Annotated in this window: 25 protein-coding genes and 3 tRNA genes; 26 read left to right on the top strand and 2 right to left on the bottom strand. The window is 57.3% G+C overall.

Annotation, left to right across the window (positions count from 1 at the left end; genetic code table 11):
• Positions 1-285 precede the first annotated feature (285 nt).
• Both ABD890_RS25470 and ABD890_RS25465 read right to left on the bottom strand, forming a co-directional pair.
• Positions 286-358 (bottom strand) — tRNA-Ala (locus ABD890_RS25470).
• Positions 359-404: 46 nt separating this feature from the next.
• Positions 405-478, bottom strand: a tRNA-Ile gene (locus ABD890_RS25465).
• Between the two features lie 299 nt (positions 479-777).
• Between ABD890_RS25465 and ABD890_RS25460 the strand changes: the two genes are divergently transcribed.
• The 26 genes from ABD890_RS25460 (at position 778) to ABD890_RS25340 (ending at position 23,517) form a co-directional block, all read left to right on the top strand.
• The gene (locus ABD890_RS25460; protein WP_345095871.1) at positions 778-2,685 is read left to right on the top strand and encodes a redoxin domain-containing protein; all 1,908 of its coding nucleotides are present in this window, start codon (positions 778-780) and stop codon (positions 2,683-2,685) included.
• 172 nt (positions 2,686-2,857) lie between these two features.
• Positions 2,858-3,139 carry a hypothetical protein gene (locus ABD890_RS25455; RefSeq protein ID WP_345095870.1) on the top strand — a complete coding sequence of 94 codons (282 nt, stop codon included), beginning with the start codon at positions 2,858-2,860 and terminating at the stop codon, positions 3,137-3,139.
• Between the two features lie 481 nt (positions 3,140-3,620).
• Entirely contained in the window at positions 3,621-4,694 is a 1,074-nt protein-coding gene (locus tag ABD890_RS25450) for a DUF1559 family PulG-like putative transporter (protein ID WP_345095869.1), read from the top strand.
• A gap of 161 nt (positions 4,695-4,855) precedes the next feature.
• Positions 4,856-5,296 carry a carboxypeptidase-like regulatory domain-containing protein gene (locus tag ABD890_RS25445; RefSeq protein ID WP_345095867.1) on the top strand — a complete coding sequence of 147 codons (441 nt, stop codon included), beginning with the start codon at positions 4,856-4,858 and terminating at the stop codon, positions 5,294-5,296.
• A gap of 435 nt (positions 5,297-5,731) precedes the next feature.
• Positions 5,732-6,220, top strand: a complete 489-nt coding sequence (locus tag ABD890_RS25440) for a hypothetical protein (protein WP_345095866.1) — start codon at positions 5,732-5,734, stop codon at positions 6,218-6,220.
• Positions 6,221-6,538: 318 nt separating this feature from the next.
• Positions 6,539-7,531 carry a BON domain-containing protein gene (locus ABD890_RS25435; RefSeq protein WP_345095865.1) on the top strand — a complete coding sequence of 331 codons (993 nt, stop codon included), beginning with the start codon at positions 6,539-6,541 and terminating at the stop codon, positions 7,529-7,531.
• 343 nt (positions 7,532-7,874) lie between these two features.
• A complete protein-coding gene (locus ABD890_RS25430; protein ID WP_345095864.1) occupies positions 7,875-8,465 on the top strand; it encodes a hypothetical protein in 591 nt (196 codons plus the stop codon).
• A gap of 107 nt (positions 8,466-8,572) precedes the next feature.
• A complete protein-coding gene (locus ABD890_RS25425) occupies positions 8,573-9,514 on the top strand; it encodes a helix-turn-helix domain-containing protein (RefSeq protein WP_345095863.1) in 942 nt (313 codons plus the stop codon).
• Positions 9,515-9,721: 207 nt separating this feature from the next.
• Entirely contained in the window at positions 9,722-10,384 is a 663-nt protein-coding gene (locus ABD890_RS25420) for a 3-keto-disaccharide hydrolase (protein WP_345095862.1), read from the top strand.
• Positions 10,385-10,766: 382 nt separating this feature from the next.
• Positions 10,767-13,721, top strand: coding sequence for a tetratricopeptide repeat protein (locus ABD890_RS25415; RefSeq protein ID WP_345095861.1), 2,955 nt, complete (start codon positions 10,767-10,769; stop codon positions 13,719-13,721).
• A complete protein-coding gene (locus ABD890_RS25410; RefSeq protein WP_345095860.1) occupies positions 13,722-14,585 on the top strand; it encodes a MotA/TolQ/ExbB proton channel family protein in 864 nt (287 codons plus the stop codon).
• A 24-nt stretch (positions 14,586-14,609) separates the two neighbouring features.
• Positions 14,610-15,029, top strand: coding sequence for an ExbD/TolR family protein (locus ABD890_RS25405; RefSeq protein WP_345095859.1), 420 nt, complete (start codon positions 14,610-14,612; stop codon positions 15,027-15,029).
• A gap of 36 nt (positions 15,030-15,065) precedes the next feature.
• Entirely contained in the window at positions 15,066-17,138 is a 2,073-nt protein-coding gene (locus ABD890_RS25400) for a hypothetical protein (protein ID WP_345095858.1), read from the top strand.
• A 208-nt stretch (positions 17,139-17,346) separates the two neighbouring features.
• On the top strand, positions 17,347-17,559 hold the full coding sequence (gene tatA / locus ABD890_RS25395; protein WP_345095857.1) for a twin-arginine translocase TatA/TatE family subunit: 213 nt from the start codon (positions 17,347-17,349) through the stop codon (positions 17,557-17,559).
• A 104-nt stretch (positions 17,560-17,663) separates the two neighbouring features.
• Positions 17,664-18,014 carry a Sec-independent protein translocase subunit TatA/TatB gene (locus tag ABD890_RS25390; protein ID WP_345095856.1) on the top strand — a complete coding sequence of 117 codons (351 nt, stop codon included), beginning with the start codon at positions 17,664-17,666 and terminating at the stop codon, positions 18,012-18,014.
• Positions 18,015-18,064: 50 nt separating this feature from the next.
• Positions 18,065-18,138: transfer RNA gene (locus ABD890_RS25385), tRNA-Val, on the top strand.
• A gap of 225 nt (positions 18,139-18,363) precedes the next feature.
• On the top strand, positions 18,364-18,576 hold the full coding sequence (locus ABD890_RS25600) for a helix-turn-helix domain-containing protein (RefSeq protein ID WP_425548512.1): 213 nt from the start codon (positions 18,364-18,366) through the stop codon (positions 18,574-18,576).
• A 283-nt stretch (positions 18,577-18,859) separates the two neighbouring features.
• Positions 18,860-20,044 (top strand): hypothetical protein, encoded by a 1,185-nt coding sequence (locus tag ABD890_RS25380; protein ID WP_345095855.1) that lies wholly within the window; start codon positions 18,860-18,862, stop codon positions 20,042-20,044.
• Positions 20,041-20,292, top strand: a complete 252-nt coding sequence (locus tag ABD890_RS25375; protein WP_345095854.1) for a hypothetical protein — start codon at positions 20,041-20,043, stop codon at positions 20,290-20,292. Before ABD890_RS25380 ends, ABD890_RS25375 begins: the two co-directional genes overlap by 4 nt.
• A gap of 48 nt (positions 20,293-20,340) precedes the next feature.
• Positions 20,341-20,550 (top strand): carbon storage regulator, encoded by a 210-nt coding sequence (locus ABD890_RS25370; RefSeq protein WP_345095853.1) that lies wholly within the window; start codon positions 20,341-20,343, stop codon positions 20,548-20,550.
• Positions 20,551-20,624: 74 nt separating this feature from the next.
• Complete coding sequence (locus ABD890_RS25365; protein WP_345095852.1) at positions 20,625-20,969, top strand: hypothetical protein; 345 nt, start codon at positions 20,625-20,627, stop codon at positions 20,967-20,969.
• Entirely contained in the window at positions 20,966-21,463 is a 498-nt protein-coding gene (locus ABD890_RS25360) for a prefoldin domain-containing protein (protein ID WP_345095851.1), read from the top strand. The genes ABD890_RS25365 and ABD890_RS25360 overlap by 4 nt, the downstream gene beginning before the upstream one ends.
• A 15-nt stretch (positions 21,464-21,478) precedes the next feature.
• Positions 21,479-22,192, top strand: coding sequence for a sigma-70 family RNA polymerase sigma factor (locus ABD890_RS25355; protein ID WP_345095850.1), 714 nt, complete (start codon positions 21,479-21,481; stop codon positions 22,190-22,192).
• Positions 22,193-22,241: 49 nt separating this feature from the next.
• Complete coding sequence (locus tag ABD890_RS25350) at positions 22,242-22,472, top strand: hypothetical protein (RefSeq protein ID WP_345095849.1); 231 nt, start codon at positions 22,242-22,244, stop codon at positions 22,470-22,472.
• Positions 22,473-22,489: 17 nt separating this feature from the next.
• Positions 22,490-22,963 carry a hypothetical protein gene (locus tag ABD890_RS25345; protein WP_345095848.1) on the top strand — a complete coding sequence of 158 codons (474 nt, stop codon included), beginning with the start codon at positions 22,490-22,492 and terminating at the stop codon, positions 22,961-22,963.
• Positions 22,960-23,517 carry a hypothetical protein gene (locus tag ABD890_RS25340; protein WP_345095847.1) on the top strand — a complete coding sequence of 186 codons (558 nt, stop codon included), beginning with the start codon at positions 22,960-22,962 and terminating at the stop codon, positions 23,515-23,517. Before ABD890_RS25345 ends, ABD890_RS25340 begins: the two co-directional genes overlap by 4 nt.
• The last annotated feature ends 1 nt before the right edge of the window (position 23,518 follow it).

Raw genomic sequence — 23,518 nt, 5'->3', positions numbered from 1 at the left:
CCCGAGGTCAAAAACCTCAAACCCGGCATCGCTTCGTCACGCAAAATGCCATCTACCAACCAAATTGTCAAAGATCGTTTTCGACTCGGCTAGGCCTTGTCGTCTTCCGCTGAGCGGAATGAAAAGGAGCTCAAAGGTCTCCGTTTCATTGCGGTCAGTTAAAGTGTTTCCCAGTGGGGAAGTGCCAAAGTTTACTCAGCAAGTTTGCTTTGTAAAGGGCCCCTCGAAAAACTTTCGAGAGATTTTTTCGAGGCCGCAAATCGCTTGGATTATTGGCCTCGAAAGTGGAGCTGACAGGGATCGAACCTGCGACCCTCTGCTTGCAAAGCAGATGCTCTCCCAGCTGAGCTACAGCCCCTAAACTCGGGTCGCCTATCTTAGAAGACTTTTCTAAGTCAGGCTAGTGGGCATACCAAGATTCGAACTTGGGACCTCGTCGTTATCAGCGACGCGCTCTAACCAACTGAGCTATATGCCCCCTGTTGAGGACAGTGCCTCAACGGGAAGTAGCAAATTCTATCGAGCCCCAAGCGTCTGTCAAACGGGGGTTGGACATTTTCGCGACACTTGCGGGAAAATGCGATTAGAAATGGCTGAAACTACACTGCCATAGAGGTTGAATCCGCTTAAAAGTTCAGGCTAAACCACCAGTGAGATGCCGAAAAAACTGATGGTGATTCCCCCGGCTGTTTTATGGATAATTGCCTGCAGCTATCGCAAGCAATGAACAGTTGCTGTCAAAAGCATTTGCGGCATTTAGAGACAAGGAAGTATGGAATGATGAGTCACAAGGCTCGATGGGCGATGGCCCTGGGCGTAGGCATGGTTTGCTCTTCTTCGGCCGTCGCGGCCGGACCTTCCGCTGAGCAGGCCTTAGCGTTGCAGCCCATTCAAGCGAACGTCGACTTTCAGCGGCCCGAGCCCAACGAGATTCCGAAGTGCAGTATTGCCGCGGAAAAGGTCGGGGAAGCGACCGGTTGGGTCGTGACTGGGCCAAGTGGCGAGCGGCTGCGGGTCTTCCTCGATACCAATAACGATAAGAAGGTCGATCTCTGGTCGTACTATAAGGACGGCGTCGAGGTCTATCGTGACATCGATACCGACTTCAACGGCAAAGCAGACCAGTATCGCTGGTTGGGCATGGCTGGAACCCGTTGGGGTTTGGATAAAGACGAAGATGGCGTCGTGGACCAGTGGAAGATGATTTCGGCCGAAGAAGTCTCGGCGGAACTGGTCGAAGCGGCCAAGGCTGGCGATGCCGATCGATTTGCGGCTTTACTGCCCAGCGACTCGGAATTGAAGGCGTTGGGCCTGACCGGTGCCCGAGCTCAAGACGTTACTAAGAAGGTTCAAAACGGCGTCCAGGAGTTTTCGGCCTGGGTACGTCAGCAAAAGGCCATTGGGAAGGGAACCAAGTGGGTTCACTTCGGGGCCACGCGTCCCGGTGTCGTTCCTGCGGGTGCCGAAGGCGTCACCCAGGATTTGGTTGTCTACGAAAACGCGATCGCCGTGCTGGAAAGTGGTGGCGAGCATGGCCAGGTCGAACTTGGCACGTTGGTTCGCGTTGGTGATGCCTGGCGTTTGATCGGTTCGCCGGTCTACACCGGTGGCAGTGGCGACGTGGCTGCCAATACGCAGGGCTACTTCTTCTCGGTCAGTTACAGCGGTTCGCCGGCGGCTGGTCAGGGTGGCATGGGCATGGGCGCCGAAATGCAGGAGATCCTGAACTCGCTGGAAACCCTCGATCAAAAGATGGGTCAGGCCGCGACGCCTGAGCAGCGAGAGCAGATCGCTTTGCAGCGTGTGGAAGTGATCAAGAAAGTGATCGCTGCCGCCAACGACGATGAAATGCGAGAGAACTGGATCAAGCAGTTGGCCGACGCCTTGAGTGGCGGGATCCAGACTGGTGAGTTGACCCAAGGACTCGATCAGTTGCAATCGCTGGCCGATCAGGTCGAAGCTCGTGCACCAAAGACCGAACTGGCGGCTTATGTCCGCTTCCGCGAGATGTCGGCGGAATACGCGCTGCAGTTCCAGGATCCGAAGGCAGACTACGCCAAGATTCAGGATGCTTGGCTCGAAAAGCTGGAAGGGTTCATCGAAACCTATCCTAAGAGCCCGGAAGCTGCTGAGGCGATGATGCAGTTGGCAATCGCTCACGAGTTCGCAGGCGAAGAAGACGATGCCAAGAAGTGGTTTGGTCGAATTCGTGGCGAGTTCTCTGGCACTGCCCTGGCCGATAAGGCCAACGGTGCGATCCGCCGTCTGGATGCCGTCGGGCAACCATTCGCGATTCGTGGCAAGACGATGGATGGTAAAGCCCTCGATTCGTCCGCCTTCAAGGGCCGCCCTGTTCTGGTTCACTACTGGGCTACCTGGTGCGAGCCTTGCAAAGACGACATGGCCATCATGCGTCAGATGCAGGCCAAGTATGGTGCTCGTGGCTTCCAGTTGGTTGGTGTCAGCCTCGATTCGTCGGAAGACGAACTGAAGCAGTTTCTGACTGCCAATCGTTTGTCGTGGCCGCAACTGTACGAAGAAGGTGGCCTCGATAGCCGCTACGCTTTGGAGATGGGCGTGCTGACTTTGCCAACGATGATCTTGATTGGACCGGACGGCAAAGTCGTCAGCCGCAGCCTGCATATTTCGCAGTTGGACACCGAGCTTGGCAAGTTGATCAAATAGTTTTCAACGACGAATGTCGATAGATGACATAGGGCACGTCTCGTGGTTCGGGACGTGCCTTTTTTTGTGGATGCCAGCTTGTCGAATTCGTATTTGGAAAATGGGTCGACTTTAGTAAAACTTGGCCTTCTCGAAATGAATTCGAAAAATAGCTCCAACGATTGGACCCTGAATGTTTCCCTTTCATATTCCACTGCAGGTTTGGTGGTTTGCTGCGATTTTGTACGCATGTGCGATCCTGAGCGTTATCTGGGTTCGTTTTGCCCGAGATACCGCTAATCAGCAATTGGCTCAGGTTGCTTCCGTGACCAGCTTCGTAGTGCTGACGGTTCACTTAGTACACGAGATCACCAGCGGTTCTGGATTCTGGCTGGCGGGAAGCATTGTGTTTGTCATCCTCGCGGTCATCTGCGTCTTTGAGCCAGGTCCCCATCGCCCGACGCGCCATATCTAAGCCGCCGCGATCGTTGCTTCGGCCAGTATGCAATTTTTCAACGCTACTGGCTTATTTGAGGAGTGCTTTCAGCTTCTCTTGTGTTGTTTCGGCATCGCAATTTAGCCCGATGGGCCTTCTTTCTTGCTTAGCGATGCCTCGCTGCTTTTCTCGCACATTGGGCTCGATATGCGCCCTCCTCCCCCGCAATTGTGGCGAATCGGCGTTGGTTGATCCAAACCTCTTTAGCCGTACCCGATCTGCTGGTTCTCAGTGAAATTGTTCGTCTTTAGGTGCGAATTTGTATTAATTCTGCATGGGCTAGGTTGATTTCATTCAAGACGAAGTTCGATTTTTCATGCAAAATTGTGAACGTCAAATGACGACCACCCATCGTCAAGCAAATCGCTAAGTTCTTTCCCCATCATGCATTGGGGCCTCGTTCGCGAGGCGTCCGTTTATTCATTTTTCATCCATCGGATGTCCTGGGAGAGAGTCTATTATGTTTGTTTCTATCGACTGTCATAGGCGAAAACGTCGCGGTTTCACCCTCGTGGAATTGCTGGTGGTGATCGCCATTATCGGTACACTGATCGCCCTGCTCTTGCCTGCCGTCCAACAGGCCCGTGAAGCGGCTAGACGCATGTCTTGCAGCAATAATCTGAAGCAGATGGCATTGGCTTGTCATATCTATCACGACACCTCGAACAAGTTGCCACCTTCCGGTTTCGGCGAAAACTCAACGGCTGAAGGTTGGGGCCGTAAGGCTTCGTGGATCGTTCGCATCATGCCAGGTCTGGAATTGAAGACCGCCTACGATGGTGCCCCAATGGTCAACTCGTCGTTCGACTTTGTGAACGCCGGTTGGGCTGCCCCAGGCAAGCATTGGGCGGCCGCTATGAACATGCGAGCTCCAGTTTTCAATTGTCCATCGAGCCCGCTGCCGAACGAGCTGACCTGGCCTGTAAATGGCGGTACCCAGGCGCTCGGTTCGCCTGCTGAAATTCCGATTCAGGTGACCGACTATGCCGGCAACGGCGGAACCACGTACATCGGTGGTACGCTCGATCCTCATCCAGAAGCTTTCTGGGCTCGATCGGGGCATAACGCCCAGAATGGTGTGATCACGATGCAGTATCGCGACTACCCAGTTCCTGCGTTCCCAGGCGGAACGATCGGGTTCAAGGACGTCACCGACGGAACCTCGAACACCGTCATGCTGGGCGAACAGGGAGACTTCCACGAAAACTCGTACAACGATCACAAAGATTCGCGTGCTTCGCGAGTTTCGGGCGGCCTGTGGTCATGCGGTACCGGTACTCCAGATGTCAGTATCTCGAACCACGTAGTTACCGAGTTCCCGATCAACTACAAGGGGGAAGAATGGTGGTGCACCGGTGGTTGGTTTGACAACACCGAGTCGTGGGTGAACACCGCTTTCCGTTCCGCCCATCCAGGTGGTGCCCAGTTCGCGATGACCGACGGTTCGGTTCGCTTCATTCCGGATACGATCAGCTTCCGAAACTACACCGCACTGATGGACCGAGCTGACGGTAACGTCCAGGGCAACCAGTAATCGAAGGCATGTGTGCCTGGAGCGGATCGACGTCCAGGCACTTCCTTCCGGTTTCTTACGGATTCTTTCTCCCTTCGCGTTTCGCTGGCCTCGGTTTTTACCCAGGCCAGCGAATGTGCGAGTTCGCTTCCATCTATATCTGTTTCTCTGGTATCTACACGATGAATGGCAAATTTCGTCCTGCAATGGCGTTCCTGGCAGTAGCCGTCCTGGTTTCAGCGGTTGGCTGCTTCGGACCAGCTGGTCCGAAGGTGGGCCAGGTGGAAGGAACGGTTCTGGATAACGGTAAGCCGGTGCCTAATGCCAAGGTGACGTTCTATCCAGCCGATGGCCGTCCTTCGTATGGCTCGACCGACTCGAACGGTCACTATGTCTTGAAATACAGCGAATCGATTCCCGGCGCGGTTGTCGGTTCGCATGACGTGCAAATCAGCACGATGTCGATGTCGGCCCCGCAGCCGATAGGGGGCATGGCTCCGAATCAGGTCAGCAAGACCTCGATGCCAGCAATTCCCAAGCAATACTCCTGGCCGACGACGGTCGACGTTGCCGACGGCATGAACGACCTCTCGTTCGATTTGAAAGAAGCGAAGAGCCGCTAATCGAGGCTCTGGCTGTTAGTTCACCAAGCGAATGATACGATCACCAGGAAGCAGGTTGCTTCGGTTGACCTGCTTTCTGGTGATGAGCTTGGTTTAAGGCCGCCTCTCGCTTTGCTTCGATGCGGGCCTGCTTGCTCGCGGGATTCTTCAGCTGGCTGGCATCTCTGCTAGCGTCCTGGGCCTGGCGGCTTCTCGGCCTCCCCTGCTCCGCCGATCAAGCGAGTCGTTGTTGGTCCCGCGGCCGGAAATTGTGTTACGACTGGCAGAATTGGAAAATTTCCTTCTTTCGGCAGCTTCTTTTTGCCGAAACACCCTCTAGGTCAATTTATGTCTATGACCCGAGCGGTGGTGATTGGCTGGTTTCGATGGCCAGCAGGTGTGCCCTGAGACGCTCGGTTTCGCGCAAGTTATGCCGCGCACTATCGGGAGAATGCGATGCGTTTGTCGGTCCTTCAATTCGCGTTGGTGCTGGGTGCCTTCGCATTGCCAGCGACAGCCATGTCGCAAGAAGGCATGCCGATGCCTCAGTACGTCATGCAACAGCAGGCGATGCAGCAACAAGCCATGCAGCAGCAGGCGATGATGCCGCAAGCCGCAGGGCAATCGGTTCTGGTGAATCACGAAGCTGCCATGCCACAAGGCTACGGCCAGGCTTACTGCCCACCTGGGCAAGGCCACCATGGCATGTTCCAGCACCACCATCAGTCGAACCTGCCGGGATACGCCCAACCAAATTACGGTGGCAATCCTAACTTTGGTGCGATGAACTATCCGCCTCAACAGGCTCCGGCTGTGTGGCCGTACACGGGTTCTTATTACCCGTACCCACAGATCCCGCCAGGCTGGAAGAAGGTCGCCCTGGAATGGGATGATGGCTACTGGTACCTCGACTTCATGTCGAACAAGAAAGCGAAGCATCACTAAGCTTCGATCAAAATATCAAAGCCCTCGCCCTGGTTTGCGAGGGCTTTTTTAATGCGCCGGTTGTTCCGGTTACGTAAGATTCGGCGGCGAGTTTCGGGCGTTTTAACTGGCAAAATCGAAAAAACACTGCCTTTAAGACCAATCGTTAGCCGAATGAAGGGAAGGCAGAACCGTTGTGATCGGTGTCTGCGTCATTACTGGCAGATACCGTTCGATTGAAAAGCGATTCCGGCTTCTCCTGCTTCCCGTAGCAAAACCGAGAACGTCCGGGTTTACAGCAATCAACGCGTGAAGATGAATTTCCTAGGAGGGGGGACGATGTCACGTCTAATGCATTTGGCGATCATGGCTGCCTTTATGGCTGTGCCTGCGATCGCGATGGGTGGCGATACCGAAATTGCCCAGTCCATTGTGAAGCAGCTGCAAGCCAAGAAAGCCGAAGGAAGCCTGAAGGGCTTTAATATTGGTCTGCGAGTTGAAGAAGGGGTTGTGCTGCTGGAAGGACATGTTTCCAGCCCAGAACAGCACGACATGGCGATCGACGTTGCTCGTCGCGTCTCGGGTGTTGCCCGCGTCGTCGATGGCATCCGGATCGAAGGCACCGCTGGTGGTCCAGAACTGGCCGGCCCAGTTACTGCTCCTCGCGATCTGGCTGCTGGCGATATCACCCAGCCAGCTCCTAAGTATACTCCTTCGCTGGAACCTGCAACGCAGCCAGTGATCGAAGAAGCTTACGCTCAGCAGGTCCCTGCCGTTCCGCAGATGCTGGAAGAAGTCACCCTGGAACCGCAGGGCGATTTCAGCTTCTCGCCGGTCATGCCTGCGAGTGCAGAACGCCCAAGTGCCGATCAGTCGGCAATGACTGGCGAACCAACACCTGCCGCGCCACTGCGTCAGTTGAAGCCAGTTCCGGCTGCTCAACCACGCCCAATGCCGGCTGCTGCACCTGCCTACCAGGTTGCCGCGAACAACAACAACGCCGCTGCGATGAACGCGAACATGAACGCTGCCCAGCAGCCAATGGTCGCTCCTCCAGCTTACTACCCAGCCCAGTACGGCTACGGTGGTTACTACCGCCCAGTTCGCTACGATCACCCACGTATGCCTGGCTACGCATGGCCAGCTTACGCGGCTCATCCGAACTACGCCGCGGTGACCTACCCACGTCAGTACTCGCCACAGGCTTGGCCATACATCGGCCCATTCTATCCTTACCCACAAGTCCCACTGGGATGGCGTAAGGTCGAAATGGAATGGAAAAATGGCTGGTGGACGCTGGACTTCAAGGCCCGCCGTCACAACTCCTTCTAAAGAAGAGAGGCCAGGGCTCGCTCGTGACTGCGGGCAAGCCTTGGCACATCCGATCCCCTCAAAAGCCTTCGCGACTCGGCGGAGGCTTTTTTGTTGCCTGGGCGCCAGCTGCCAGAGGCTCGCCCAGGCCGCCCAGCGGTATGGATAGCAGGTGGAGCAAGGCAAGCTAGCGGCATCATTGCTGGAAATTTCGGACCAGCCGGAAAAAGCCGCAAGTTTGTTACAGCTTCACACGATAACTAAGTACAGATAAGCGCCCACTTCATGGAGGAAGTGGTTGTCCGGTGGGTCGGATTCATAGGGGCCCAGCCCTAAATCGCCCTGGAAGGCATTGAGGAAAACGATGAAACGAAGCATTCTGAAGCTCAGCTTAATCTTGGGTGTCGGGTTGGCCGCCATGAGCAGCACTGGTTGCACGACCCAGGGGCCGTATCTTGGCCCGCTGCTGTTTCCTATTCCCGTCTCTCCTTACCATATGAAGCAGAAGGAAGACGAGTTTCACGATCACGAGCGATACGATCGTGCCCCGGTTCTGCCAGCGATTCCGCCTGGTGCTCCGCATGTGGCACTCGATCCGCCAAGTGATGACGAAGTGATGCGTGCCTTGGAACGTGCTCGCCCGGTTCAGGGTGGCCTGCCGTTCCTGCATGAAGTGCAGCGGAACAACGTCCGCATCAAGAAGGAAAAGATCGCCGACTACGTCGATCCTCCACGTGTGATGCCACTGGTTGGTCCCGTTCAACTGCACCACGCTCACTACAAGTGCACGATTTACTACACCGAAATCGTCCGAGTAGGCTGGCCTTTCCCTCACACCCTGCGTGACGAGGACACCCAAGAGGTCATCTACATCGACCATAACCACCTCCACCGAGTTGGCAACGTCCAAGAAGACCTGCCAGGCCCGGTTGGTCCGACCCAAATGGCTCTGTAGTTCAGGCCCGGTCGGAATCTGATCCCCAAAAGAGCGTCGTATCCCCCGCGGATGCGACGCTTTTTTCGTAAACAGGGGCGATTTATCTTCCGGAAAACGTTTCCTCGATGTTTCATCTGTCGCCTAATCTGGGTTATAGTAATCCCGATTTGAAACAGGTTAGGGAAACTTACTCCCCATCGAGCCATTTAGGGCCCATGCTGAATTTGACCCCTTCATTGACAAATCGCCCTCTGGATGAGACCCTTCCGTCGTGGGGTGTGCTTATCCTGGAAAGTCATCACGGTCCCGACTTTGAAATGGAGTTTCGGGTCCATGACTTCGTGAAGGTGCTGTATGTCATTTCCGGAAGTGGGTCGGTTCATGTCGGTGAAGATCGTTACGAAGTAAGCCCCCGCGATATGGTGGTGGTGCTGCCTGGGCGAAAGAACCGGATCGAAGATTCGCCGAATTCGCCGATCTCGTGCTATGTCTTGTGCGTGCATCGATCGTTGTTGACGTTCGATCCTCAGGCTATCTCGGCCCTGCCCTTGGGGCTGCTCCCTCGCCAGGCTCACTTTGCTCAGCGGATCGAACGCCGCCTTCGCCGTTTGTTGTATCAGCAACTACAGAACAGCCCGCTGACTCCGCTGGCCATGGTTTCCAACGGGCTGGAGATCCTCTCGCTGATCGCCAACCATCGCGTTGAGAAGACCGAAGGCTTGGCCGATCTGTCGCAAGAGCCAGGCGTCGACGAAATGGTCGCGTACATCCGCCACCTCGACACACACTTCTTTGAAGCCACCACAATCGACGAAGCCTCGAGTAGTGTCGGTATTCCGCGACGGCGATTTACGCAGTTGTTCCGTGGCGTGACTGGCCAGACCTGGTTGAACTACGTCCAGGAACTTCGCGTCGAGCATGCCTGTAAGTTGCTCGAAACGACCGATCGGCCGATCACTTCGATCGCGTTCGAGTGTGGTTTCGCTGAACTCTCGACCTTCTACCGCGCTTTCCGCAAGATGCGCGATGTTACGCCAAGTGCCTGGCGACGTTCCCGCGCCGACTAAACGCATCGCTTCCGTTTTATTCGTGGCAAATCACCTCCTTCGTCTGAGCTGCCGCTGCGCATGGGGCTGGTGTGTTAGCGAAAACGAAGTCGTAAAGGTTAAAAATGAGGGCACGAACTACTTTGACGGCACCTGATATCTCGTGCAGAATAAGAAGGCATTCTGATCCTGCCTTCCAATCTCACACCTCCTGACGAGAACCACACTATGCGAAAACTGTTGGCTTCACTTGTTCTGGGCCTGATGGTCGCCCTGCCTGCCTCGCTGACCTCGGCCGCGGAAACCGAAGAGGGCTTCGTTTCGATCTTCAACGGTAAGAACTTCGAAGGCTGGGTCGGTAACACGGCTGGCTACAAAGTCGAAGATGGTGCGATCGTTTGCGATCCGACCGCTGGCGGTGGCAACATCTACACCGAGAAGGAATACCCGAACTTCGTACTGCGGTTTGATTTCAAACTTCCCGAAGGTGCCAACAATGGTCTCGGCATCCGTGCTCCGCTGGAAGGCAACGCTGCCTACGCCGGCTTCGAGCTGCAGATCCTCGATAACAAAGCGAAGATCTACGAAAAGCTGGCCCCTTACCAGTATCACGGTTCGCTCTATGGCTTGGCTCCAGCCAAGCGTGGTTTCCAGAAGCCGATCGGTGAATGGAACCATCAGGAAGTGACCGTCGACGGCAACCAGATCACTGTTGTGCTGAACGGTACCACGATCCTTGACGTCGATCTCGATGAAATCCGCAGCAAGCCAACTCTCGATGGCCAGAAGCATCCAGGTCTGGATCGCGAAACCGGCCACATCGGTTTCCTGGGACATGGCGACAAAGTCGAGTTCAAGAACCTGCGAATCAAAGAGCTGCCAGCGAAATAAGCTTGCCAGCAAACCGAGCTCTCCAGCGAAGCAGCCTGTGGTGAATTCCATGGGCTGCTTTTTTTATGCTGTCATAGAGCACGCACAGATCATCAATCGAGAATCTAATGTGCTGGCAGATTACGTCCTGAGAGTGGGATGATTTCGCAGTCGATCGCTAGCGTTAGCTTCGGTTTTCACGGTGATCTCTGAAATCGAAGATCCGTCGGGCAATTCAGGTAAACTCCGGTGTTCAGGCAGGTCGATTTTTAACAAGGATACAGGTTGGGTCCCGTTCTTGGTTGGGGACCGCTATTCACCTGAGGCGACGCTTGCGGATATGATTCGCCGCAACACTAGCATTCAGTTCTCAAGGATCGAGACTGCCGCACGGGTTCAAGGAATGAAACCCCCTTTTCATAAGCATTTGTTGATTACCGTTCTCGCCCTCGCTGCGACGTGGAGTCCTATGGCCTTCGCCGAAGATGCTGCCGAGCAGTATCGCGTGGGGTCGTTTCACTATTCGCGAGGCGATTGGAGTCAGGCGGTCGATTCGTTCGACCGGTTCCTGGTGGATCATCCCGATCACGAACGTATCGGACTGATCCACTTCTATCGCGGCGAGTCGCTGATTCAGTTGAATCGTCACGACGAAGCCCTGCGGGCCTACACGCTCTTCTTGAGTAAGGCACCAGGACACAGCTTTGCCGAGCATGCCGAGTTCCGCGTGGCCGAGTGCTATGCGTTGAACAATCAGTTGGATGCCGCAAAGAACGCCTTCGAGATATTCCAATCGAAACATAAAGGGAGCAAACTGACTCCCCACATCTATCCATACCTCGCCGAGATCGCTGCTAAGCAGAAGAACTGGGACGAAGCGGTATTGATGTACAACAAGTCGGTCAAGCTGGCCGCTTCGCCTGCCACCACGGCGGAATCGCGACTCGGGTTGGCCCGGGCCTATGGCGAATCGAATCGCTGGAAGGAAGCCGGCCTCACTTACGAACAGTTGCTGATCGACCTGAAAGAACTGCCAGGCAAGTACCCGGCCGGTTCGATCGCACTCGAAGCCGGTATCGCGGAATTCAAGGCAGGCAGCTACCGCCGCGCCGTGGCACGTTTCGAGTTGGCAGCGACGCAAGATCCCAAGCTGAACGATCAAACCAGCTTCTGGATTGCCAAGACTTACTATCAGGTGCGTGACTGGCCGAATGCGTTGGATCGCTTGACCTCGCTCAAAACCACCCAGGCACTGCCCGACTTCCAGGACGAGATCCACTATCTGATCGCGAAGATTGCCATCGAACAAGGCAACGCCAGCCAGGCCGTTGCCGTCCTGCAAGATCAGCTCGAAACCTGGCCGAACTCGACCTGGACCGACGAAGCACTCTATCAACTTCTCAATATTCGCCTGCAGCAGGATAACCTGGATCAGGCCGAAAAGACTTGGAATCGCCTGGCTAAGTGCACGCCAGCCACCGCACTAACGGTTCGAGCTCAACTGGCTCTCGTCTCCGCGCTGCAGCAGAAGGACGAACACCAGAAGGCTCTCCAGGTCCTGGCCGTGACCTTCCCAGAGCTCGACGGCGAAGCAAGTCAGGCCGATCGTTACGTCTACCTGAAAGCGGTTTCGCTGTTCGCTTTGAAACAGACCGAAGAAGCAAAGCAGTTGATCGTCGACACGGCCGCCGACCGCCATGGAAATTACCGTGGTATGTCGCTGATGCTGCTGGGTATGATCCACAGTCAGAATGAAGATTGGGGCAGCACGGTTGCCGCTTTGAATGGAGCGATCGAAGAGATCTCGACTTCCGAGCATCGCACGATTGCCCAGTTGCGAAGTACCAATGCCCTGCTCCACTGCGATCGGATTGCCGATGCCAAGCAGGCCTGGAGCCAGGTCGATCGTTCGCGACTCTCGGTCGACAACTACCTGACCGAAGTTTCGCACATCGCTGGCACGGCGTATCGCAAGGGCGAGATCGCCTGGGCCGAATCGCTTTATCAAGAGATGGCTCAAGGGGACAACCCAGAGCGTTTCATCGAACAAGGTCTGGCCGGTTTGGCCTGGTGCCAACTGGCGACGGCCGATCCTGACGCCGCGAACAAGACGCTCGACGAGTTGATGGAAAAGAACCCTGGCAGTCCTTTGGCTGTCGGAGCGTTGTTCCAGCAAGCTCAGCAATTGGAAGCAACCGACGTCGATTTGGCGATGACCCGTTATCGCCAGTTGGCCGAACATCATCCAAAGGATCCACTTGCCGCCCATGCTCGTTTGCGTTGTGCGACCATCCTGGATCAGCTCAGCCGGGATAGCGAAGCGGAAGTGATCCTCGTCGATATGGCCAAGAATCCGCCGGCTGGTTTGGCTGCCGAAGACCTTTGGTACCGTCTGGCCTGGGTCCGACTCGATCAGAAGAAGGAAAAGGAAGCCCTCGAAGCGTTCCAGCAGATCCATCAGCGATTCCTGGATGGTGCCATCTGGGAAGATTCGACCTATCGTCTGGCCGAAGCGGCCCTAAAAGCGGGCAAGCTCGATCAAGCTCGCAAGTATCTGCAGAAGCTGCTGGAAGTGAACTCCGAAAGCAAGGTGGCCATGTTTGGTCGCTATATGCTGGGACAGGTCGAAGTACAGAGCGGCAACTGGGAAGCTGCGATTCCGCAGATGGATCAAGTCGCCGATTCGATCTCGGACGAACCACTGCATAGCATGGCGATGTTCTGGGGTGGCGAAGCCCGTTTCCGTAGCGAAAAGTTTGCCGACGCCCAAAAGCGTTTCGAGCAAATGCTGACCGAGAACATGGGACGTCCGCTGGAAACATTGCCGGTCGCTGAAATGCGATTGGCTCAGATCCAGGCCCATCAGGGGAACTGGGATCTCGCTTACGAGCGAGCCGTCGAAATCGGCAAGAACTATCCCCAGTTCTCGCAGGTCCACGAACTGGAATACCTGATGGGACGTTGCCTGGCACGCCAAGGCAAGTTCCAGGAAGCCCGGGCGGCTTACAACAAGGTTTGCCAGTCGAACGTCGCCGGCCAAAGCGAAACGGCTGCGATGGCTCAGTGGATGATCGGCGAAACCTACTTCCATCAAAAGAACTACGACGCAGCCATCCGTGCCTACGCGAAGGTTGCCACCCATTACGAAAACTTCTCGAAGTGGCAAGCCGCTGCTCTGCTGCAGATTGGTAAGTGCCACGAAGTCCAAGAGGACTGGGAGAAAGCGAGCCAGTACTACACGGAAGTACGTACTGACTACGAAGCGACGCCCTTTGCCCCAGAGGCGGAACTGCGGCTGAGTGTCGTGCGGCAACGCACCCAGCAAGCTCAGGTAGAAGGAACAACAAGGACCAAATAAATGACCATCTCTGGGGTAGAATGGATTCGCGCCTCAATCACTTACCGGTCTCTGGCTTGGGGTGCGCTGTTATTGATCGTGGCGAGCTGCTTCGCCGCGGATGTGTGGGCTCAAGGGCCTGGGCAACCGGCACCACTGCCGACGCTGCCAAGTCTGACCGAAGGGGACCCGATCCCCACGAAAAACCTGTTGCAGGTCTTTCGTGATGGCGGCTTGCTGATGTATCCGATCGGGCTTTGCTCGATCATTCTGATGGTGTTCGTTTTTGAACGAGCAATCAGCCTGCGTCGTGGTCGCGTGATTCCGCGTCCCTTCGTCAAACGCTTCATCGAACAAGTCAAAGATGGTCGTCTCGACCAGGATCAGGCCCTCGCCTTGTGCGAAGAAAACCAAAGCCCCGTGGCGGAAGTGTTCGCGGCTGCGGTCAAAAAATGGGGACGCAGTTGCGTTGAAGTCGAGCAAGCGATTCTCGACTCTGGCGAGCGTGTCACGTCGCGTCTTCGCCAATACCTGCGACTGTTCAACGGGATCAGCACCATCAGTCCCCTGCTCGGGCTGCTCGGGACAGTGCTCGGCATGATCAGTGCCTTCAATGCGATTGCCGCCCAGGGCGAAGCGGCCGGTCAGCGCGAACTGCTGGCCAGCGGTATCAGCCAGGCCCTGCTGACGACGGCGGCTGGTTTGACGGTCGCTCTGCCGGCGTTGATCGCGTACCTGTTCTTCTCGGGGCGGGTCGATCGTTTGATCCTCGAGATCGACGCCCACAGTCAGGATGTGGTCAATGCGATCGCCTCGGACGGTTGGAAAGATAAACGCAAACCGGCGTCGCGTCGTGCCAGCCGATCCACCGCGAAAGCGGCTTAACCAGGCCCAGTCAGGGAGAAGGTCATGCCGCTTAAAACGCACCCCGAAGACGCTCCGGCGCTGAACCTGACGCCGATGATCGACATTCTGTTCTTGTTGATCATATTCTTCATGGTGGGATCGAAGTTCACCGAGATGGAACGTTCGGTTGATCTCGACGTGCCGCAAGTCAACGATCTTGGGGCTTTGACCGCCGCGCCGGAAAAGAAGGTGATCAACATCTTCCGCGATGGCCGCGTGATGCTCGGAACCCAGGTCGTCAGCCTGGAAGATCTGAAAACGGAACTCTCCACCTCGCAGGCACAGTACCAGGATCTTGGTGTTCTGGTACGCGGCGATAGCGACGTTCCGTTTCAACAAGTTGCCACGGTGCTGACCACGGTCCGGCAGGCAGGGATTGCCGAGATGGCTATTTCGGTTCGTCTTGCGAACGAACGGAGGTAGCCTGTGCCTGGAGGTTCGCTCGGTCTGATTGCAGAAATGAGCCAAACCACCTCACAGGTCGTGTGGGGCATCCTTTGGGGTGGCTTAGCGTTCATTACGCTGTCGCTGCTGATCTTGATGCAGACGCGCTGGGGGCAGGCTCGCCCGGTCTCGAAGTGTGTCGTGTTGTCGATCTTCGCGCACCTTCTGCTAATGACCTATGCCCAAATCACCGATCTCTTCGCACCTCCATCGCCGGGTGTTTCGGCACCGCTGAACATTCGTCTCAGCCAGATCGAATTTCAGCCAAGCGAAGATTCCAAATCACAGAAGGAAGTCAAGCCTTGGGATCAACTGGCGATGTCGCCAGCGCCGGTTGAAGGGCTGATGACGCCGCTCGAACGGGTCGATATGCCGGCCCTCGACCGCCCTGCCCCGACGATGCCTCAGTTGCCGCAACCAAGCGAGTCGCAGCGACCGTGGGACTTGCCGCTACCGCAGTTGCCACCGCAACAGATCGCGGAAAGCCAGTTGCCAGCCACCGGTCCGCAACTGGAAGCCGAGAACAACGCCAGGCCGCTGGAAGCCAAGGCGATTGCTCCGCCGGCGACGCCTTCCGCAACCGCCCAGGCCCAGAGCATGCCGGCTCCGCTACCGATGCCGCAGTTAGAGCGAATCGAGTCTGCCATGCCGCAGCTTCGTAGCCTGCCACAGCCGACCGAGATGGCAACCGATCCGTCGAACGATTTGCAGATGCTTCGCGATCCGATCAACTCGACCGAAGCCGCCGATGCATTGCCAGGGGAACGCGATCAGCTGTTGGCTTCGACTAACCAGCTAGAAGCAATGGCTCGCGGAGAAGGTGCTCGGACAAGTTCGACTGCGCTCGATGCGACGCTTGCTTCGCTGAAGGGCAATCAAATGCAAGAGTTGTGGGCCAGCCGAATGGCGGCTCGCAATTTGCCTTTGCCCCGCACCACACGTACCCGGATGGACACCCAGCCGTTGCCACTGATCATGCAGGCTCGCGTTGTGGAAGATTCGAGTGCGTGGATCGAGATGATGGGGGGCTCGAAGGAAATCGAACCGGCGGTTAACTCGGCGCTCGAATGGTTGGCTTCCAATCAGGAAGACGATGGCCGCTGGGATGCGGTGAAGCATGGTGCCGGCCAGGAAAACAAGGTCGCCGGTCACGATCGTCAGGGGGCTGGCAACAATGCCGACATGGGAATCACCGGCCTGGCAACGCTGGCGTTTCTGGGCAAGGGACACACACATCTGGAAGGCAAACACCGAATCTGCGTTCAGAAGGCGCTCGAGTACCTGGTGAACCATCAGCAGCACGACGGCTGCCTGGGTGGTCAGGCCGGGATGTACGCCAAGATGTATTGCCACGCGATGGCCTTGCTGGCGATCAGCGAGGCGTACGCGATGACTAAGGACGAACGCATCCGACCGTTTCTCGATCGCGGGCTGGCTTACACCATAACGGCCCAGCATCCACGCACCGGCGGCTGGCGATATAGTCCCGGCGATCAGGGAGACATGAGCCAGTTTGGTTGGCAGGTTTTGGCGTTGCACAGCGCCGCCCTATCCGGAATCGAGATCGATAAGCAGACCCGCGAACTGATGACGCGGTTTCTCGATCAGGCCTCGGCTGGCCCTTCGCATGGTTTGGCGGCCTATCGCCCTGGCGAGAAAGCCAACCCCACGATGACTGCCGAAGCGTTGACGTGCCGCTTCTTTTTAGGAATCGAGAATTCCCCCCGGCAGATCGAAGAAGCGACCGATTTTGTCATGCTGAACGAGCCCGCCCAGGCCGATATCGACCTCTATTATTGGTACTACGGCACGTTGGCCATGTATCAGATGCAGGACGACGCCTGGCGAAAATGGGCCGACAAGCTGCAACCGAAGCTGTTGGAGATGCAGCGGAAAGATGGTCATTTGACCGGAAGCTGGGACCCCAGGTGTCGTTGGGGGGGCTACGGAGGCCGGGTCTACTCGACCGCCATGGCAACTCTTTCGCTGGAAGTCTACTTCCGCTACCTGCCGATTTACCGGGAATTAGAGGCTGAAGAGCCGCGCGTTGCCGAAAAACCGTCACCATCGGTCGCAATTCCGCGGTAGCCTTGGGGATGGGGCGAATTTCATCCCTTTGACATAGATGGCTCCCTGCATAGAATAGGGAGTCGGAATTCAATCTAACACTTTCCGCTTTCTGTCTTGGGAACCGCACGAGTTTGGTTCTGGTTAGACCCTCCTGGGTGCTGGCTCGCTTTCGCCGACTTGTTTGCGTGTATTTTCAATGCTCTCCATTTGAGTGTGAGGATATAGCATGATCGGTATGAATGATTTAGCGATGCTCGGTTTTGGTATGCCAGGCGTCCAGGAACTCGCCATTATCCTGGTGATCTGCTTGCTTCTGTTTGGCTCGTCCAAGTTGCCCGGTTTGATGCGGAGCATGGGACAGAGCGTGAACGAATTCAAGCGGGGAATGAACGATCAGTCGGACGATACTTCCGACCACGAAAAGAGTGAAACGCACTAAGCGAGCTCGATTCGGCGTTCTTCTTTTTCCCGTGCAAGCATTCAATGGACCCAGCGGCCGCGGTTTTGGCGGTCGCTTCTCCATGGAGTTGAGAGATCATCACCATGTTGCATGAAATAGGCACATCAGCAGCACTACTGGGCTTTTTCGGCTCGATGGGCTTCCAGGAGATGGCCATCATCGGAGTTATTGCCATTCTTTTGTTTGGCAAGAACCTCCCCGGCGTGGCGAAAACCCTTGGAAAGCACTACGGCGACTTTAAACGCGGCCTGTCCGATATCCAAAACGAGTTCAACCATGCCACAAGGGAGGTTGAGGATTCGGTCAACGGCGGGTATAGTTCCAAGAGTTCGCCGGCGCAGTTCGACGACTACGACGATTTCGAGGAGGCCTCGGCGCCTAAGTTCGAGCCCCCACCCCAATCGTCGAGTTCGGAGAAATCGGAACTTGCCTGATTCTGGCGAACCTTTCGGACGTAAAGTCCGACTTACAAGTTAAATACGTCGGGCGATTAGCTCAGTTGGTTAGAGCACTGTCTTCACACGGCAGGGGTCGTTGGTTCGAATCCAATATCGCCCACTTCAAATCGAGATCACTTTCACCCTGAAAACAAGGGGTGTTTGGAGATCTCGATTGTTGCATTCAGATCGAAAATTGTCTCGTCGAGCAAACCCCTAACCGGCGTTTGTATGACAACTCGACGAGTCAGTGGCCCGCTCCGAACAAACCTTCCCGGCTTGTTGTTTACAACGGAGCGGGCTTCTTTTGCGTTTCAATTTTTACGTGCTCGTTATAATTGAAGGCATGATAATGTCAACATTTGAAAACTACGCTACAACAAAAGAAGCGGCAGAAATTCTTGGCAAGAGCGAAGAATGCGTTCGACATTACATCCGAAGCGGACAGCTCGAAGCGATCGACGAAAGAGGTCGTAAGTACATCCTTCGAGCTGACCTAGAGCACTTCGCGCCACGCCCGCGTGGAAACCCAAATCTGCAGAAAGATTCGAAGTCGTAAAAATCCCATTTGCAATTTTTACGTGCTCGTGTAAATTGGCCGGCGTAAACAACAAGCCGGCTTTCTAAATGATCGTCGGTGAGTCAACCGCCGGCGTCTCGGCCATTTCTGGCTCGGATGCTCTCCGTTAATCAGGGCACAACTCAAAACACGTTTCGAGCCGTCGCGCTTGCGCTGGCTTCGTTGTGCCCGCGATAGGCTCTGCCCTGACCTGTCGCGGGCTTTTTCATGCCGTGACCGGTGGACTGGTCGCTGCGCTGAAGATGTCAAAGGATGATGCGCTATGATTTCGCAGCCGCGATTTCTCTTGGATGTGCGCGCCCAGACAGAAGGCTGGGGCGCCGGCCGGATCCCAAACCAGGGCAACCGCTCGCACGCGATCCGATCCCTTTCTCTCCCCCAGTTCTACACCCAGCACAAAGAGCCCGAGCTGCTCGAGCAGGGACGCTCTCCCGATACCATCGCCACCTATCGCCTGCACGTCGCGCGCTGGCTCGAGTGGCAGCAAAAGTACCGGATAAGTAATCCGGTACTTCCGATTTCGGCCATATTCGCCACCGATCTGAGGGATTGGCGGAGCTGGCTGCTCGCCCACGAGATCGCCTCGACCAACCGCTCCGCCAACAAACATGTCGGCTCCATCCAGTCGATCCTGGCCACCGCCGGCGAACATGACGCCCACGACAGCCCGCCCCGCATTAAGCCGCTCGAGCACCAAGCGGCCGCCCAGAAATCCTACCTGACCTACGACCAGGTCAACGCCCTCTACCAGGCGTGCGACGTGGCCCAGTGGCCCGCCGTCGATCGCCATGGCCAATCGCTCCCACATTCAGCGCCGACCTACTGGCGAGCGTTCATCGTCCTGCAGTTCAACTACGGACAGCGGACCGAGGAGCTTTGGAGTTACGGCCGCCACCAGCGAACCCTCACCTGGCGGCAAGTGAGCTGGGAAGCGGAGACCCCAGCTCCGGAAGGAAGTGCCCAGAATGATGCCGGCTGGTTCTTTTACGTCCCCCAAAAACAACGCCGTAAGAAACCCGCTCCCCTCGTGCTGCCGCTCAATCGAACCACGGCCGAGCATCTGCGATCGATCATGCCGCCCGGCGAGCTCGATCTCGACGGGCGAATCTTTCCGGCCCCCTTCAGTCGTGACTCGTTCTATGCCACCTGGCGTGCCATCGTCGCCGCCTCCGGTGCCCGGCTGAAGCAGGACCTGGAGACGGGCGATCGGCCGCCCCTCAACATCAAAATATTTCGGAAGAGCTGCGAGACGTGGCACGACAAGCACTCACGAGGGGACGGCCGAGCCGGCATTGGCGAGATCATCACCGGGCATGCCGAGCGATCGGTCAGCGGCAAGCACTATGCCAATCGGGAACGCCGCCTGGTCGAAGCGGTCGAGCGATTTCCGCAGCCCTCTGCCTTCGCCCAGATCCATCACGCCCAGCAGATGAGGCTATTTCGATGAGCCGCGTTACCAAGATCGAACAGCCGCTGCGACGACGTATCGGCAAGCTGGTGATCGAGATCACCGCCCAAGGGATTCGCATGCGTGGGTACCGCTGCCGCAAGTGGCACGCGGTCACCTGGCTGCAGATCGCCGCCCTCGATAACGCCGACAACCCGCAAGACACCGTCGGGGCCGCCAGCGATCGCCAGATCGGACTCAGGCGTCTCCGCGAGATGCGGGCTGTCCCCACCGAGCGGAGCTTGTAGCCGCTCATGCCCATTCCGTTTTCCCCGTTCCTTTTTTCGGAGAGTCCCATGTTGATCATTACTCGCAACCTCGGCCAATCAGTGACCATCGGCAATGCCCGCGTCTTTGTGCTGAAAGGCCCAGGGGGCCGTATCAAGCTCGGTATTGAAGCCCCTCGCGAAATACCGATCCGCCGCGACGATGCCGACGGCAACCAACCTGCCCGGCCCGCTCCCGTTCCCCAGCTGCCTCCCCCGGCTGATCTCGTTGCCGCGTAGGTCCCACGTCAATCGACCCTGCGGCTGCTAGTAGCCGCAGGGTGAACTTCACGATTCATCGCAGGAGATGCTCGATGAATGCAGCCCTTCACTGCCACAACCGCCAGGCGATTCTGGAAAAGGCGAGATTCCCCAAGATCGCCGGCACCACGTCGCGATCGATGCGACAAGTGCTGGAAGCATTGGCGGCCAGGACCGTGCGGGATGGCTTGCAGTCGAAGTTTCGTCCGCTCGACGAATTGCGAATCGCCAAGTCGATCGGTACCGCCAGGCGTGTCGTGACCAAGGCGATCATCGCCCTCGAATCGCTACGCGTGATCACTCGCATGCGAAGCGGAGGCCAGATGACCGTTTGCATCAACTGGTACACGCTAGCCGACTTTGTCCCCTCCCCTTCCTTTTCACGGAGTGAACCATGACCGCTACCCCCTCGCCATCGTTGGTCGATCAGATCTGCGGTGCCGGCCCAGATGAACTGAAGGACATCGACGCCAAGATCGCCGACCTCGAGGCGAAGCAAGTCAACTTGCAGAACCAGATCGACGCCCTCCAGAAGGTTCGGCGGGTGATCGACGTACGGCTGCATGGCAAGCCGCAGCGAAAACCGCGTCAGCCTCGCAAGGGGCGAGAGGCGAGCGGAACCGGGCACACAACGCCCGGGCCTGTCGCTCCAGAAGTTTCCGCTCCTCAGCCGCCGGCACCATCAGCGGCACCTAAGACCGCTGCTCCGGACGACGGGATGTCCGACTTCGAGCGACGCGTCTTCACCGTGCTGCAGAAAGGGGGACCGCAGACGGCCGCCACGATCGCAGCCAAGGTCGCCGCGACACCGGCGTCGGTCGTGAACTGCGTGACGAATTGCTCCCGATTCTCGCGAGCGAAAACGGGCATGATCTCGATCGATTACAGCTAAGCAAGGCGAACGTTCATGGATGATGACAAACGCAAAGCATGGGCGGCCTACTTTGCCGACCCCAGCGACGACCACCGCAATCAGGTCCTGGTCCTCTATCTCGATTTGGCTCAGCGACTGGCCCGGCGGATGGCTCGCCGGCTGCCTCACCTGGTCGAGCTCGAGGCGGACCTGGTGACCGTCGGCATGCAGCGGCTGTTGCTCGCCCTGCCTCGGTATGACCCAGGACGGGAATCGTTCGAGCAGTTTGCAACGTGCCGGCTGCGTGGGGCGTTCCTCGATCACCTGCGAGATCTCGATCCGCTGTCGCAAGAGAGCCGGTCACGTGTCAAACAGCGATCGAGCCTGGTCGACGAGCTGCGACAAGCATCCCGCGGCCAGGCATGCCAGGCCGATATCGAGGACGCCCTGACCGACGAACTGCGGAACGTGGCCGAGCTGCGACTGATCAGCCTGGACGACCCGGTGCCTGGGGCCTGGGGCGATACGTATGCCGATCTGCTCACCGATCGGCCGGCCGACTCCGACACCGGGGCGGGCGTTGCCGAGATGGTTCGCACGGTCGACTTCCGGTCGGCAATGGCGGTCTGGCTTCGATTTGTGAGCGGGCTCGACCTTAAACAGATCGGCACGCTGCTGGGCGTTTCCGAGTCGCGAGCGTGCCAGTTGATTGCCCACGCCCTGCAGCTCGCCCGCGACCGCTATTCCGCGAACCGACAACCACCGTAACGAGGCCACCCCTCGCCAACTCCCTTTAACTTTTCCATGGAGATAAACCGTGACAACCACTTGCACCGCGGTCGTGATCGACCGGGCCCTGATCGTCGAGGCGGAGACGATGACCACCGGGGCCAATATCCACAACGTGAAATCGCTGCTGTTTGGCTATCGCCTGGCCATCGAGCTGATCCAGGAAGGAAAAGATCTCGACGGCAGCCTGACCGCCAAGTTGCCCCAGTACGCAGGCGACCTGCGGCGGGCTCTGGCCGCACCTCGTCACGCTCGCTGATGCCGGCCGGAGAAGCTATGCGAATCCCCAATTCATCCTCCGAGATCTTAGCGGCTGAACTGCTCCGAATGCGATCGCATCGCGCTGCCGGCAACTCGCTCGAAGCGGTCGCGAGCAAATTTCAGCGAACGGTCCCGCAGGTCGTTGCCGCACTAGGAAAGAATCCACTCGCCGGAGGGCCGCACGGATGCGGCGTGCGGCAGCGGTGCGGCCAATGCGGAGCGGTCGTCCTGGGGCATTGCTTCGCTTGCCTGGTCCAGGCTGGCTACATCTACGATCCCCCACCGGTCGCCGAGATCGACTTCGATGCTCGGGGACGCCGCAATGGTGACATCATCGCCGCCCTGCCCGATCGCTCCGAGCTGCTGGTCTGCTTTCGGATGAGCGGGATCCCTCACAACTTCACCCGCACGTCGCACTGGCTGCCGGCGTACCTGGTTCATGAACGCCCTGCAGCCAACCTTCTAACCCTGGCAAGGAGATTGCAATGAAAGCCAAGACCGCCACGAACACGCAGCCCGACACGCTGCACAGCTACTTTCTCGCGCGGCTGCTGCCGGGCTATCTCGAGAAGGTCGGTTCGGAATCGCTTCCGACCGAAGAGGCCGCGATCGACAAAGCCCATCAGGTGGTCGGCCTGATCCTGCAGCGATGCCAGGCCCCCTCGAGCAACGAAGGCAATATGACCGCAGCCGAGACGGCCGTGCTCAAAATATTGCAGCGGGTGGCAACCTCGCGTGATTTCAGCTGGCTGATGGCTGGGACCGAAACGCTACGTCTCTGCCTGGTTGCCGAGGCCCAGCGGCTCGGTACCAGCGCCGACGACGTGGAAGAAAAGCTTTCTGCCGCGATGATGCGGGACGACGAACGCCGTCGCCGGCAAGGGGAGCTGACGACGGCCGAGGTCCTCATTCATCGCCATCGAGTCGAGGCGATCGAGCAGCTGCTGACCAAGGTCTTTGCCGAGGGAGGTCTCACCCGCAACGCGTACGACCAGGCCCGCATGATCCTGGGGACCGACAATCCGGACAAGTGGGGTGCCTAGC

It is taken from the genome of Bremerella cremea, assembly GCF_039541315.1.
In the GTDB taxonomy this organism is placed as follows: Bacteria; Planctomycetota; Planctomycetia; order Pirellulales; family Pirellulaceae; genus Bremerella; species Bremerella cremea.
This window is presented reverse-complemented; position numbering and strand designations above follow the sequence as displayed.

What these genes read in the sequence shown, in the direction of transcription:
- ABD890_RS25455 (WP_345095870.1), top strand. Translation starts at nt 2,858, where the DNA reads ATGTTTCCCTTTCATATTCCACTGCAGGTTTGGTGGTTTGCTGCGATT.
- ABD890_RS25400 (WP_345095858.1), top strand. Translation starts at nt 15,066, where the DNA reads ATGAGCCAAACCACCTCACAGGTCGTGTGGGGCATCCTTTGGGGTGGC.
- ABD890_RS25375 (WP_345095854.1), top strand. Translation starts at nt 20,041, where the DNA reads ATGAGCCGCGTTACCAAGATCGAACAGCCGCTGCGACGACGTATCGGC.
- ABD890_RS25460 (WP_345095871.1), top strand. Translation starts at nt 778, where the DNA reads ATGATGAGTCACAAGGCTCGATGGGCGATGGCCCTGGGCGTAGGCATG.
- ABD890_RS25425 (WP_345095863.1), top strand. Translation starts at nt 8,573, where the DNA reads ATGTTTCATCTGTCGCCTAATCTGGGTTATAGTAATCCCGATTTGAAA.
- ABD890_RS25390 (WP_345095856.1), top strand. Translation starts at nt 17,664, where the DNA reads ATGTTGCATGAAATAGGCACATCAGCAGCACTACTGGGCTTTTTCGGC.
- ABD890_RS25410 (WP_345095860.1), top strand. Translation starts at nt 13,722, where the DNA reads ATGACCATCTCTGGGGTAGAATGGATTCGCGCCTCAATCACTTACCGG.
- ABD890_RS25360 (WP_345095851.1), top strand. Translation starts at nt 20,966, where the DNA reads ATGACCGCTACCCCCTCGCCATCGTTGGTCGATCAGATCTGCGGTGCC.
- ABD890_RS25405 (WP_345095859.1), top strand. Translation starts at nt 14,610, where the DNA reads ATGCCGCTTAAAACGCACCCCGAAGACGCTCCGGCGCTGAACCTGACG.
- ABD890_RS25420 (WP_345095862.1), top strand. Translation starts at nt 9,722, where the DNA reads ATGCGAAAACTGTTGGCTTCACTTGTTCTGGGCCTGATGGTCGCCCTG.
- ABD890_RS25345 (WP_345095848.1), top strand. Translation starts at nt 22,490, where the DNA reads ATGCGAATCCCCAATTCATCCTCCGAGATCTTAGCGGCTGAACTGCTC.
- ABD890_RS25355 (WP_345095850.1), top strand. Translation starts at nt 21,479, where the DNA reads ATGGATGATGACAAACGCAAAGCATGGGCGGCCTACTTTGCCGACCCC.
- ABD890_RS25445 (WP_345095867.1), top strand. Translation starts at nt 4,856, where the DNA reads ATGAATGGCAAATTTCGTCCTGCAATGGCGTTCCTGGCAGTAGCCGTC.
- ABD890_RS25340 (WP_345095847.1), top strand. Translation starts at nt 22,960, where the DNA reads ATGAAAGCCAAGACCGCCACGAACACGCAGCCCGACACGCTGCACAGC.
- tatA (WP_345095857.1), top strand. Translation starts at nt 17,347, where the DNA reads ATGATCGGTATGAATGATTTAGCGATGCTCGGTTTTGGTATGCCAGGC.
- ABD890_RS25380 (WP_345095855.1), top strand. Translation starts at nt 18,860, where the DNA reads ATGATTTCGCAGCCGCGATTTCTCTTGGATGTGCGCGCCCAGACAGAA.
- ABD890_RS25370 (WP_345095853.1), top strand. Translation starts at nt 20,341, where the DNA reads ATGTTGATCATTACTCGCAACCTCGGCCAATCAGTGACCATCGGCAAT.
- ABD890_RS25365 (WP_345095852.1), top strand. Translation starts at nt 20,625, where the DNA reads ATGAATGCAGCCCTTCACTGCCACAACCGCCAGGCGATTCTGGAAAAG.
- ABD890_RS25450 (WP_345095869.1), top strand. Translation starts at nt 3,621, where the DNA reads ATGTTTGTTTCTATCGACTGTCATAGGCGAAAACGTCGCGGTTTCACC.
- ABD890_RS25600 (WP_425548512.1), top strand. Translation starts at nt 18,364, where the DNA reads ATGATAATGTCAACATTTGAAAACTACGCTACAACAAAAGAAGCGGCA.
- ABD890_RS25430 (WP_345095864.1), top strand. Translation starts at nt 7,875, where the DNA reads ATGAAACGAAGCATTCTGAAGCTCAGCTTAATCTTGGGTGTCGGGTTG.
- ABD890_RS25440 (WP_345095866.1), top strand. Translation starts at nt 5,732, where the DNA reads ATGCGTTTGTCGGTCCTTCAATTCGCGTTGGTGCTGGGTGCCTTCGCA.
- ABD890_RS25415 (WP_345095861.1), top strand. Translation starts at nt 10,767, where the DNA reads ATGAAACCCCCTTTTCATAAGCATTTGTTGATTACCGTTCTCGCCCTC.
- ABD890_RS25435 (WP_345095865.1), top strand. Translation starts at nt 6,539, where the DNA reads ATGTCACGTCTAATGCATTTGGCGATCATGGCTGCCTTTATGGCTGTG.